Source organism: Mesorhizobium sp. M7A.F.Ca.CA.001.10.2.1 (genome assembly GCF_003998575.1).
Classification (GTDB): Bacteria; Pseudomonadota; Alphaproteobacteria; order Rhizobiales; family Rhizobiaceae; genus Mesorhizobium.
This window is the reverse complement of the sequence record NZ_RZQY01000119.1, coordinates 1-12,177: the sequence shown is the minus strand read 5'-3', so window position 1 is coordinate 12,177 and position 12,177 is coordinate 1. Positions and strand designations below refer to the sequence as shown.

General features: G+C 56.7%; 10 protein-coding genes and 1 pseudogene. 7 read left to right on the top strand and 4 right to left on the bottom strand.

The genetic code is table 11. The features are described 5' to 3' along the window. Together EN964_RS10835 and EN964_RS10830 are read left to right on the top strand one after the other, a co-directional pair. Positions 1–151 (top strand): 4Fe-4S binding protein (locus EN964_RS10835; RefSeq protein WP_164748146.1); only part of this gene is annotated, 151 nt, incomplete at its 5' end. Between the two features lie 50 nt (positions 152–201). After that, positions 202–354, top strand: a complete 153-nt coding sequence (locus EN964_RS10830; protein WP_245490642.1) for an exopolysaccharide production repressor protein — start codon at positions 202–204, stop codon at positions 352–354. Between the two features lie 598 nt (positions 355–952). Here EN964_RS10830 and EN964_RS10825 read toward each other — a convergent pair. After that, positions 953–2,752 (bottom strand): ABC transporter ATP-binding protein, encoded by a 1,800-nt coding sequence (locus EN964_RS10825; RefSeq protein WP_127266823.1) that lies wholly within the window; start codon positions 2,750–2,752, stop codon positions 953–955. 637 nt (positions 2,753–3,389) lie between these two features. Between EN964_RS10825 and EN964_RS10820 the strand changes: the two genes are divergently transcribed. Then, entirely contained in the window at positions 3,390–4,139 is a 750-nt protein-coding gene (locus EN964_RS10820) for a LuxR family transcriptional regulator (protein ID WP_127266824.1), read from the top strand. A 16-nt stretch (positions 4,140–4,155) separates the two neighbouring features. Here EN964_RS10820 and EN964_RS10815 read toward each other — a convergent pair. Then, positions 4,156–4,391, bottom strand: a pseudogene (locus EN964_RS10815) (transposase); the annotation flags it as partial. Between the two features lie 718 nt (positions 4,392–5,109). Here EN964_RS10815 and EN964_RS10810 point away from each other — a divergent pair. The 4 genes from EN964_RS10810 to EN964_RS10790 all read left to right on the top strand — a co-directional run bounded on the left by EN964_RS10810 (position 5,110) and on the right by EN964_RS10790 (position 9,859). Beyond that, positions 5,110–5,826, top strand: coding sequence for a radical SAM/SPASM domain-containing protein (locus tag EN964_RS10810; RefSeq protein ID WP_236383545.1), 717 nt, complete (start codon positions 5,110–5,112; stop codon positions 5,824–5,826). 1,055 nt (positions 5,827–6,881) lie between these two features. After that, positions 6,882–8,138 (top strand): diaminobutyrate--2-oxoglutarate transaminase, encoded by a 1,257-nt coding sequence (ectB, locus tag EN964_RS10800; protein WP_127206334.1) that lies wholly within the window; start codon positions 6,882–6,884, stop codon positions 8,136–8,138. Next, positions 8,131–8,970 carry a hypothetical protein gene (locus EN964_RS10795; RefSeq protein ID WP_126104996.1) on the top strand — a complete coding sequence of 280 codons (840 nt, stop codon included), beginning with the start codon at positions 8,131–8,133 and terminating at the stop codon, positions 8,968–8,970. Before ectB ends, EN964_RS10795 begins: the two co-directional genes overlap by 8 nt. A 145-nt stretch (positions 8,971–9,115) precedes the next feature. Continuing rightward, complete coding sequence (locus EN964_RS10790) at positions 9,116–9,859, top strand: class I SAM-dependent methyltransferase (RefSeq protein WP_127266826.1); 744 nt, start codon at positions 9,116–9,118, stop codon at positions 9,857–9,859. Positions 9,860–10,186: 327 nt separating this feature from the next. On the opposite strand, the gene EN964_RS37635 is transcribed toward EN964_RS10790, so the two are convergent. Further along, positions 10,187–10,471, bottom strand: coding sequence for a hypothetical protein (locus EN964_RS37635; RefSeq protein ID WP_127270507.1), 285 nt, complete (start codon positions 10,469–10,471; stop codon positions 10,187–10,189). Positions 10,472–11,427: 956 nt separating this feature from the next. Then, positions 11,428–12,177, bottom strand: a 750-nt coding sequence (locus EN964_RS10785) for an ATP-grasp domain-containing protein (RefSeq protein ID WP_127276348.1), incomplete at its 5' end; no start/stop codon positions are given.

Sequence of the window (12,177 nt, the reverse complement as noted above, 5' to 3'; positions counted from 1 at the left end):
CGATGACGAGGACGACGATTTCGACGGCAAGCTCAATCGCATGATCATGGTTGTCGATGATGCCGGCCGCTGCATAGGCTGCGGAGCCTGCGGCCGCGTCTGCCCCAAGAACTGCCAGACGCATGTTGCGGCCGACGAGCTCGCAACATGATCTGGCGAAAACCAGGAGAACGGCGTTGCACTTCATCTTTTTGTCGGCTCGTGGGGCTGGTCCTGTGCAGCAATGCGTCGATGATTTACTTCGCTTTGGATTCGCTCCGTGTGGCAGTCGTCACGACGCTGGCCTGTTCGCTGCTGCTTCAGGCCTGCTATTTCGGCTGCGTGCTCTTTTTCGCGGACGTCGATGATCTGTAGAACTGTTCATTCGCTCCGCAGAGGGCCGGCGAATCCAATCTCTTCCTAAGCCCGTTGGCCGTAATAGAAAGACACGAGGCCGGCGAGTTCGTCCTCAGCTGCCACTGTGCTAGCAAGGGAACGGAATCCAATCCCGGAGCAGATGGCCAGAGTTGAGCGAAGACTGCGGTCGGAGCTCCTGCGCTTCCGGGTCTCCAAGGGGACGACTTTGCGAACCGAAGGGACTTTGAAGCGTTGACGTGGTCGGCGTGCGGTAGGTTGGGCCAGCGACAGGGATCCCAGCCGGCCGGGAAGCACCGCCCTCTCAATGTGCGTTGACTTCGCTTCCTTTGGCAAAATGTGGGTAACGGCGAGGGCCGGGCCGTCGACATTCCCGCCCTTTTGGTGCGTGCGCCGTTAGGCGCGACAATTCGGTGCCCGCGTGTAACTGCGCGCATTCGCCGAAGCTTAGACGTGGTGCATTCCCGCTCGCCCGCTTGGCGGATAGTTCCGGCCGTGCTGGTTTTGCCGGCCGTAACGCCCGCCGCTCGTCGGTAAGGCCTCACTGCCACACGCCTCTCCGGCAACGGCTCGGCGCGTCGCGCAATCCGGTTGGCGCTCAGGCCAGGCCCTTCGCTAGCTCCAACGCCTGCCGTTCGAACAGGCGGCGGTAAATGCCACCATCGAGATTGATCAGCGCGGCATGATCGCCGTCCTCCATGATGCGGCCACGGTCGAAGACGAGCAGCCGATCGAGCGAGCGGACCGTCGACAGCCGGTGTGCGATGACGAGTGTGGTTCGGCCCACCATCAACCGATCCACCGCTTGTTGAATGAGCACCTCGGATTCCGAATCGAGGCTCGATGTGGCCTCGTCCAGAATAAGGATCGGCGCGTTCGCGAGGAAGGCGCGCGCGATCGCCACGCGCTGGCGCTCGCCGCCGGAGAGCTTCAAACCCCTTTCGCCGACCAATGTCCCACAGCCCTTCGGCAGGGGCGCGATGAATTCGTGGGCACTTGCCAGCCGTGCCGCTTGCTCGATCTCGGCCCGGCTCGCGCCAGGCCGGCCATAGGCGATGTTCTCGGCAAGCGACCTGTGAAACAGGATCGGCTCCTGCTGCACGATCGCGATCTGCGAACGAAGGGACTCTTGGGTCACCTCGGAGACGTCCTGACCGTCTATCAGGATCCGGCCGCCGCTCAGGTCGTAGAGTCTCTGGATCAGCTTCACGAATGTTGTCTTGCCGGAACCGGAGGGTCCAACCAACCCAACCCTTTCGCCAGCTTCAATCGACAGCGAACATTCGCTATAGAGCGGCAGGGGATGGTTGGCGTAGCGGAAGTGGACGTTCTCGAAATCGATACGGCCCTTCGTGATCCGGATCGGCTTGGCCTCTGGACGATCGGCAACATCCACGTGCTGATTGTGGATGGCCACTAGTTCTTCCATCTCATTAACCGAGTGCTGCACGTTGCGGACATGCATGCCGGCATCACGCAGATAGCCCTGCAGGACGATGAAGCACGTGAGAACATATGCTATCTCGCCCGGCGTTGCCTGTCCATGCGACCACAGAAGCAGGGCATATCCGACCACCGCCACCCTGAGCGCAACCAAAGTTACGCCTTGGGTTGAGCCGATGATCGTTCCGCGCACCCAACTCCGGCGCGCGCGGTGCCGCCATTTCGTCATGATGTTTGCAAGCCGCTCGTCTTCGCGAACCTCTGCGCCGAAGCCCTTGACCACAGCGTTGCAACTGACCGCGTCCGCAAGCGCGCCGCTGAGCCTTGTGTCCCATCGGTTGGCAAGGCTCGCCGCTGGCGCGACATAGCCGAGCGACAGCGAAATCGAAAACGCAAGGTAGACGAGAGAGCCGCAAGCAAAGATCACGCCCATGACCGGCCAGTGCCAGCCGAGCAGCACCGTCGAGCCGATCAAGATGACAAACGACGGGAGCAGCGTGACGAGTATCGTGCTGTTGAGGAGGTCGAGCGCCCACATGCCGCGCGTTATCTTGCGCACTGTCGAGCCGGCGAAGCTGTTTGCATGCCAGTCTGTCGAAAAGCGCTGCACATGATGGAACGCTTCGGTCGCGACGTCGGAAATCATTTTCAACACCAAGTCGTTCAGGCCAATTAAGGCGACGTGGCGCATGGCAATGGAACCGAGTGCCAATGCAATCGGTACAGAGAATGCTGCAACAGCTGCCGAAGCTGGTGCTGCCGCATTAGCAGCACGAGAAACAGCGTCGATAAGTCGGCCAGAATAGAGCGGCATCAACACGTCAGCCAGCGTGGAGGCGAGCATCGCGGTCATGATGATCGCGAGCCGGGCCGGCTGCCTGTTCCAGAGGCGAACAGTGAAGGCGAAAACGTCGCGACAAGTGGCGCCGCGCCCATGGACGGGGAAACGTCTCATAGTTTCCAAGCGGGCGCATCAACACGCTCGGTCCCAAAGACGATAAAAGACAAAACTGGAATTTCGACCTCCCCCATAACAGCATCAATTTTGGCGGGCAGCTCTTGCCGCCTCACGACGGTGAGTTCAAAAGTCGTGCCAACTGAGCGGGAACATCCGAAGGACAAATTCAGCAGGTTACCGAGCCTGGAGAAAGTCAGCCGCCATCCAGTCGAATACGATTGCTACGGCTGCTCAACTCGGGAGATTGGAAAAGAAGGTCGATGTATCGATTGAATTTTGAGCTTGTTCTTGCCTCGATCAAATAAGTACAGTTGCAATGCAGCTTTCTCAGGCCCGGCACTTAGGTGCTGATTTCAAAAGCGCGCCGCGAATACTTTCCTGCCCATATTCCGTCAATCGAATGCTCGACTGTCGGATTGTGCGCTCCCCGACACAGTGCTGTCGGTTCGCCTCCTGGGTACCTCCCCCGTCGATTGACGACCTGAAGGAGAAGCTTCGCTCGCAAGCTGGCACGACTCTTGAGGGTACTCCAGGTGGCGGAAGGAACTCCGGCTCGAGTCCCGTTGACTTCGGATGTTGCGAGGCTGGGTTGGAGCAAACTGTGCACCAATGAGAACGCAATGAAGGAGACATCATGGAACTCCGGCGGATTGCGGTGGAGTTAGACCTATTCCTCAAGATGACTGATGATGTCGCTCAATCCGAACAGTTGTTCGAACTGTTGTCTGCGTTTGCGCTGAATTTCGATTGCCCGTGGATTGCCTATGGGTCGCTCGCATCAGAACAGAGGGTTTTCAAGCCGAACCGAGAGGGTTCTGTGGTGATGTGGAATTATCCTGCTGAATGGCAGGAGCGCTACTCGAGAATGGGCTATGCCAAAATAGACCCACTCATCAAGAAAGGTCGAAAGGAGGCGGGACCCTTTCGATGGAGCGAGGTGTATACCGATGAAAGCATAACTGAAGATGGACGCCGCGTCTTGGACGAAGCAGCAACATTCGGCTTGAGGTCAGGCGTTACCGTCCCATTACATGGCCCTGGTGGCAGCTTTAGGTTTGTGAGTTTTGCTCAATCCTCGGACTGCGAATTGCAGAATAGAGCGATCACCTACCTGCAAATGGCCGCGCTGCGGTTTCATCGGATGGTTACGAAGTTCGACACTACGACTGCGTCGGAACGAGCTCATAACCTGTCTCCGAGAGAAATAGAGTGCATTGATTTGGTGTCACAAGGAAAATCATCTTGGGAAATAGGAACTATTTTAGGCAGATCACGAAATACGATAGATTTCCATTTAAAAAATGTAATGCGGAAGTTGGATGCGACCAGCAGAACGGTAGCTGTTGTAAAAGCTTTGAACCTTGGGATTATCGAACCGCCGTAGGTGCGCAGCTAGTTCTCCGCCCGTAGTAGCGCGCGTGATAGCCGAGACGCTCCGGCGTGCGCTCGCTCTTCGAAGCACCCAGCGCCTCGTCCATCTCGGCCTCGAGCACCTCCTGCATCACGGCGCGAATCACCTCGTGCAATCCATCCGGCCTCGAAAGCAAAATGTCGTTGACGCTGCTATGGCGGATTTATCTTCAGGCTTGGTCCTGGTGGCGATGCTGAGTTCGCTTCGCTGAGATTGGGCGGTCATGACAGGGTGGTGTTCAATGTCACCGATTCCTGGAAGAAATTACCATCCGTATTAAGCGACTGACGATGAGTGATGTGTGTCCAAAATCTGACAGCTGTCAGAAAACATGTCGGGTTCAATACAGCGGAGCGTCTTAGCTCTGTCGGGCTTTTCGAAGCCTATCTCGCAGTAACTGCGCGCCAGGCGCACTAGCTCGGCCTTTGCTGGTCGATGTGCGGCAATATAGTGTGAGGGCTGACCCGCATGAGAACACGGAACTCGCTCGATGAAGGATGATCGACGGCATCCAGAAAGCTTCTCTCCGGCGGGTTCGAGGGTGCTGCGCGCGCATCTCGGCGACGGGCCAGCGACCAACGGTTGAGGCTACATCTCCGGAGCGAGTGATGCCTCGAAAGATGCAATGCTGTCTCTGGTCCGACGCGCTGGAAGTTTGTGAAGGTCGGCCCGGCAAGTCGGTGAACCGGGCGGCTTAGGCTGCCAAAAAGGGTAGATGTCTGCGTTGCCTCGGTAGATCAGCAGGCGGTATCAGAAAGCCAAAGGCACACGCACACCATCGTGGCGCTTCGCAGGAAGTAGATGGGAGTAATCACCAGTGATTTTACCGGAACTTCGCTCAGCAAACACAGCCGGCAGGGTTTTGGAGATAACGACGACCACGGGATGCGTCGTAGGATGTTCATATTGTCCCCAGGACAAGTTCGCGGTCCGGCAAAGAAAAGTGTCTCATGCGAGTCATCTGGATCTTGAAGATTTCAAGCGGTGTCTGGCCCGCGTACCGACTTCCGTCGACATTGGTTTTGCGGGATACTCCGAACCTTGGCTCAATCCGGACTGTACCGAAATGGTGGAGCACGCCTTCGCCAAAGGCCATGGCATCAGGATTTTTACGACGCTGGTGGGAATGAACGGGCAGGACCTGCAACGATTGCAAGCCTTGCGCTTGGGCGTATTCGTGGTTCATGTTTTCGATGATGGCACCTACATGAACAGCCGCCTGGTCGGAGACAAGTATCGCGATCTGGTTCGTCAACTCGTCGACGCGGATATCCCCTTGATCCGGTTCGTGGCTTTGGGCGAGCCCCACCCAGATATAGCCGACATTATTCCTACCGAAGCACTGATAAAAGCGCGGCCCATGAGCAGTAGGGGTGGAAGCGTCGACCCTAAGATCGTTGCACCACGTCAGCCAGTGGTCGGAGCCCTAACCTGCGTGGACGCACGACAGTATCGGAATGTTCTTCTTCCAAACGGCGACGTTACCCTGTGCTCTATGGATTTTGAACGGCGTCACGTATTGGGCAACCTTCTATATGAGGGTTACTCCGCTCTGTTTGAAAAGCCAGTTTTTCGCGAAATCGTCGACCGCATGAATGGAGCAGATGGTTTTCTGCTTTGCAGGATGTGTGAATTCGCCGACCCAAACGACCGGACCTGAGTGCATGCCGGCCGAGAGGGCGTGCCTGGCAGTGCGGATGGCCCCACGACAGATGCACCTGCCCGCGACGCCATCGTGTTTTCACGTTACGCCAGTATGTTCCTGTAGGCGCGGCAGTGGGCCTCGAGCATTTCGGAGACGAGCTCATCGAAAGGTCTTCGCCTTCCAACCGAGCTTGTCGGCCTGCCTAGCTTGAGGTAACGCCGATCACAGGTCAACCATCGGTCGGATGGAAACAGTGTTAGTCGATCCCGATCAGAGCTTGATTGCTTACTCACGGCTCACCTCGTCAACGCCTTCACCCTCCCGGACGATCTCCTTTTCGACTCGCCTGAAGGCAGCAGCGCAGCTGCGGCCGGGGATGGTTGCCGTCGCGGTAGTGGACGTTCTCGAAACCGATGCGGCCCTTCGCCAGCGCGTCTCCCGGTTGCTTCCGCCTGGCCTACGAACGGGCTTTCCGTCAAGGGGGTCCACGGCGGCCCCGCCCTCTTGATCCGGGGGCTCGGGCCAGTCATCGCGCAAGAGATCGGAATCCGCATTCTTCTCAAAGAGAGCGTGGCTTTCGCTGTGTCATCGGTCATCAAATAGTTTCTTGAATCAGGTTGGTGTCCGCAGCCCGAGGTTGAACGGCGAATATATTGATGACCGCCGCGAAGCCGCTCGCTCGCTACGGCGCTATTGAGGAGCGCGCTCGCGAGCGGCTTCGCTACCGCCGAGCGACACAACCTCTGGCGACGCGACCCTGCTGATCTCCTTGGACATTTGTCCGGAGGCGCTATGGGCAGCGATGGGTGGGGTACGTCAACTACCTGATGCCATAGTAGCGATGCTTTCGCGGAAGCTTTAGAAGCCATCCTGTTGCAGCACATTCTCCGAAAGCATCCGAATGGAGGGCAACGCAACCCAACAATATTTGATGAGGATGCCGGCATCACCAGACTAACCAAGGCTGCCTCCGGCATTCTGCTCTCAATGTTAGATGACGAACATCTACCGCGAGCAACCAGCCATTAATCGCTCTCTTCTTTGAACGACCCAAGTGCAGAGGACTCAATATGAACACCGACCCTTTCACGGCCCATGAGTCCAACGTTCGTCGCTACGGTCGGTCGTTTCCCGCCGTCTTTGCGAGGGCACTTGGGGCCACCATCTGGGACGAGACCGGTAACGCATACATCGACTTCCTCGTTGGGTCCGGGGCGCTCAATTACGGGCACAACAATCCGGATATCATGGCGCCGGCGATTGAATATCTCGTCGGTGAGAACATTCTTCTGTCGCTTGATATGCATACGGCGGCAAAGCGTGACTTCATTGAAGGGTTCGTCGATTGGATCCTGAAACCCAGAGGCCTTTCATACAAGATTCAGTTTCCTGGGCCGACCGGCACGAACGCCAACGAAGCGGCTCTGGCGCTGGCGCGAAAATACACCGGCCGCTCGAGCGTCATGGCCTTTACGAATGCGTTCCACGGCATGTCGCTCGGCTCTCTAGCGGTGTCGGGCTCGGCCTCAACCAGGGAACTGGGAGGCGTCGCTCGCCACGATGTGATCCGTGTTCCCTATGACGGCTATCCGAGCCAAGCTTTCGATTCCGCCAGTTACATCGACAGCGTTTTGAGCGACCCGGGGAGCGGCATAGAAAAGCCTGCCGCAATCATTCTGGAGACCATCCAGGCGGAAGGCGGCATGAACGCCGCGTCTGCAGCTTGGCTCATGGAAATTCAGCGCATTTGCCGTACTCACGGCATTGTTTTTATCGTCGACGATATTCAGGCGGGTGCGGGCCGAACTGGCGATTTCTTCTCATTCGAGTCCGCGAAAATCGAACCGGATATTGTGTGTCTTTCCAAGTCACTAAGCGGTTCAGGTAGTCCGCTGTCCATCGTTCTGATTCGACCCGACTTGGACGTATGGAAGCCCGGAGAACATAGCGGGACCTTCAGAGGCAACAATTTCGCCTTCGTGACGGCAGGAGCCATGTGCAAGATGTGGTCGGATAGGAAATTTACTGCAGGTGTCGAGCGGACAGCCGTCAGGCTGCAAACGCACCTCGATCGCCTGGTTGCGAAATTTCCGAGGTACATCGAACAGAAGCGCGGCCGCGGTCTGATGGCCGGCCTGAAATGCCGTTCACCGGCAGTTGTCGGCCGCGTGCACGATGTCGCATTCGAAAATGGCCTTCTTATCGAATCCTCGGGGCCAAATCGCGACGTTATCAAAGTCCTCCCACCGATAACCATCACCGATGCCGAACTCGATCGTGGCATCACCATCCTTGAACACGCACTACAGGAGCAAGACAATGCCTAGTCAGATGTCTCAAGTGCCAGCCATCTCGCCGGTTTCGATCAAAGAACGGACCGGCTCGATCAACACTGCGGAAATCATCTCGGTCCTGAAAGGTGAGCTCACCGCTCTGCACATCAAGCAAGCTTTCAGCACCGAAGTAGCCGAGGAGATCACTACGAACTTTATTGGAAGCTCCGGTCTCAGAGAGCGTAAAGATGGTGTGCCCGGACAATATGTCGGCGCATCTCACTACAGAAAGGATGCAGCCACCTATTTCGCAGACGCCGAAAACGCGCGGCCGTACGTCGATGCCCTTTTTAAGAATTTGGTTGACCCGGTTCGAGCGGTATTCGGGGCGTTGAAGCGAGAGCTTCACAACCAGGGCATCGAATTGCGGCTGGCGCGTTCCGAACACGGCCAGGCCAATGTTTGTCGCGGCCTCAGTTGGTCGGGCACAGGCACGTTTTCCTTGGATCCCCACGACGACGTCGCTCAAGTCTTACGTGCTGGCGATGATTACGAGCTTTCTGCGGTGGCGCACAATACGGTCGCAGCGCTCAACCTCTATCCCAGCATGCCTGAGGAAGGCGGCAATCTGAAGCTCTGGAGCCACAAGCCGACGGTTGCGGACCGGATATCGCAAGGTGTGGAGACCACTGGATACCCCTATTCGGCAGCCTATCTGGAGGCCGTCCCTTGCCGCGAGTTCGAGCTCAAAACTGGGGATATCGCCCTAATCGATGGCGGCTTCGTTCACGGGGTTACCGGTCAATCAGGCAACGGAAAGCGTCGCGTGCTGCTGAATTGCTTTTTCGGATTTGCGCGGCCAGATCTTGTTCTCTGGTGGACCTGAAGCGGGACTGACCGGCTTCCTCCAGCGCCGGTCACTTTGGGCTCGTCCGCGTAAGTGGGCAAAAGTATATGGCGGCAAAATCTTATGCCGCAGTTAAAAAGCGCGCACAGTGAGAATAGAACATCAAGCATAACGAGGACACACGATGTGTGATGCGACGAACTATGACGAGAATTGGGCAGACGTTTATGAAATATATACGACAATGCAAGGTAAGACCGGAGAGGCAGACGAAACTGCCGCTTTCTTAGAGCGGTTTTCCTGTGGAGGGATTGCTCTTGAACTTGGCATAGGAAACGGACGCGTGGCTGTGCCGTTGAGCGAACGTGGTGTAAAGGTCGAAGGTATCGACAATTCGGGCGCCATGTTGAAGCTTCTCGCCGACCGCACAGATCTTATCAAAGCGTGGAAAGGGAGTATTGTCGATTTCAATTCTGTTAAGAGATACAATCTGATCTATTCTGTATATGGTACTCTGACCCTGCTATTAAAGCGCGAAGACCAAATATCCTGCCTGAAATGTGCGGCGCAGGCTCTTGATGAAGCTGGGGCTTTGGTAATAGAGGTGCGCGTGCCAATATTAGATGGCTTCCTTGGGGGTATAAAGGTTACTATGACTACCACAACCGTGGATTCCGAGAATACCTTCGTCAAGGCGGAAGCTCACGATTCGCTCAACCAGAATTTGATTTCAAACCTGTTTTGGTTTTCTGGTACGTCTGTCCGGCGATTGCCAGAGCGCGTTCGTTACGTTTATCATCAGGAGCTCGATAGCATGGCCCAATGCGCAGGGCTAGAACTGGTGGAACGCTGGGGCGATTGGGCGGGCGGTGCGTTCACGGATAGGTCCAAACGGCATATCTCAGTTTATCGAAGAATGGGACTGTAGTTTCGACTAAATATATAAAGGCCGCGCTTTGATCGTGCGCACGGGAAGTCCGTGGCGTGGCCTTCCAGCCTCTTTCTGAAGTTGGAACACCGTCTTCACCGCGATTGGGTCAAAGCCGATGTTCCGTTGGGCTGTTAGAGGTCTGTTGGACTAGCCTAACATGAGTTCGCCATGATCGACGCAACCACAGGTCTCAAAAGGGCGACCCTTAGCCAAGCCGTAGACCGCTCCAAAGGCGGCATGACTATGCGCTCACCGATGCGCTCGGCATCTCGTCCGCTTCGTTCTCCTGCCAGGACATCGTTTACATGCGGTGGGCGTCACCCGCTAATAGACGGCATAGCCTTCGGCGAGCCGATTGCCGATTTTCGACAGCAACACCGTTATTGCCGATCTGAACGAACGCGCGCCAAGATCGTCATCTCGCAGCATCGAGGCGCGCCTTGCCTCTGCCACTCGATCTCGAACTCTATATGTCGTCATCTGATCGAGAACGTCTTCTGCAAGCTCAAGGACCTCAAGCGTATCCGCCGCGCGAGCTGACAAAACCGACCAATGCTGCAACGCAATCACCCTCTCGCAGCCGCCGTCATAAACTGACGATGAATTCAACAGGCCTTAGTAGACACCTGAAGAGGTGGAGCGAGGCGCCGACCTCCAAAGCGATGGTGCCGGTCACCGCTGGCGGCGCAAGGCTAGGGTCCACGTCCTGACCAGCGAACCACGATCTTTGGCCGACACGCCGAACACGCGCGGCGCATCATGCTTGAGCATGAAGGCGCTCACTGCTGGCAATGGAGCTGCGGTGTCTCGGCCGCGGCGGGCGGCGCGAACGAGATCGCGCTTTGCTTCACGGCAACCCATACCGCCGTCAGTTCGCCGGCGCGGAGCAGCCTTGCCAATGAAAGAGCATCCCCGTTTGTCCTCATCTGATCTCCTACTTCCTTAGGACCAGCGGCGCGCGACCGCGGTTCATTGATGGCCGAAGGAACGGATCAGCCCGGTAGAGGCCAAAGCCGGTTGGGCTGCCTAGGTGAAGTGGATCCAATGGCACCCTTGGATAATGCAGCGATCCGTCTAGGAGATGCGTCGACCTCGCCGAACAACCGAACCTCATTCCTCCGCTTCGCAACATCGAAGCGGCAAATGCTTCCCTATAGTCTGCCACGGCTCGCCCTCTTGTTGTGACGACCAGGCTCCTACCGTCCGAGCCACCAACCCTAGGAAGGGCAGTTTAGGGCGGGCAGCAGCGGATCGCACCTCGAAGCTCGTCCTCGAATTGTATGGGAAGGACACCCCCGCCCTCTCAAGAGACTTCTTGCTACTCTTGTACATGGCCGTTCCCTATCGGATCCACACCCGTGCTCACCGACAACGGCATTTAGGTCAAGACGCCCGACGCCGGCGGTTCGGCCGTGCCATTGATCAAGGAGGCCATCGCAAATGACAAAACGCCTCTGGCATGCTTTCGAATACCCCTGCCCCGATGGAACGAGCACCAACCAAGGCAAGACATCCGTTTCGCTCCGAGACTACATTTAGTGGCCCTTTTGACGAACGGTCGCAAATTACTCCCGTTGGCCATGTTGCTGAAATGGGGTAATCGACCACTCCATCGAGTCGATTGCACGCTGAAGTGCTGTCTCCGTTTGAGTTGGGCAGGCCGACACAGCGATGACATGTCCGATGGTATCTCGGTAATCTCCTTTCCTGATGATCGGAGTTTTGGGTTCGACGTATAATTTCACCTCGGCGACACCTGGTATAGCAGTGGCCCTGTCGACATTCATTGAGGCAAACATGCCCTCGCGATCAGGAACGAGGAATCGCGCGGCCGCAAAATTCGAATGCCATTTGCGCAAATCCCATTCCTCGCCGATAGCAAGCTTGATGTGCTCGGTGATGAGGTCGATGCCGTAGGCCAACTGAACCAGCCGAGGGGTGGTCCCACCTGGGAGACGCGGATTAACTTCAATGACCATTAGACCACGCTTCGTCCATCGAAATTCGATATGCGCTGGACCCCAGTCAAGGTCGAGAATTCGCAAACAACTCAACGAAACACTGGCGATCAGTTTGTGCTCTTCTTCTGTCAGCAGGGCCGGAAAGGAGAAATGGCGATAGACGAAATGGGGTAGGGGTCCGAAGCTAGCGGCGCAAATTCCGATGACGTCGTTACCCATTGTGTAAGAGCTATACTGGGCTCCGTTCGCGAATTCTTCGACGAGTAATTTTGGGGTTGACTGGCAAAGGTACTTTTCGCCCAACAGGTAGGTCGTATGTTTGGCTAACTCATCGAGGTTGCGGCACAATCGGAC

Excerpts from the sequence above, each read along its gene's own strand:
- EN964_RS10825 (WP_127266823.1), bottom strand. The coding sequence starts at position 2,752 with ATGAGACGTTTCCCCGTCCATGGGCGCGGCGCCACTTGTCGCGACGTT.
- EN964_RS10820 (WP_127266824.1), top strand. The coding sequence starts at position 3,390 with ATGGAACTCCGGCGGATTGCGGTGGAGTTAGACCTATTCCTCAAGATG.
- EN964_RS10790 (WP_127266826.1), top strand. The coding sequence starts at position 9,116 with ATGTGTGATGCGACGAACTATGACGAGAATTGGGCAGACGTTTATGAA.
- EN964_RS10795 (WP_126104996.1), top strand. The coding sequence starts at position 8,131 with ATGCCTAGTCAGATGTCTCAAGTGCCAGCCATCTCGCCGGTTTCGATC.
- ectB (WP_127206334.1), top strand. The coding sequence starts at position 6,882 with ATGAACACCGACCCTTTCACGGCCCATGAGTCCAACGTTCGTCGCTAC.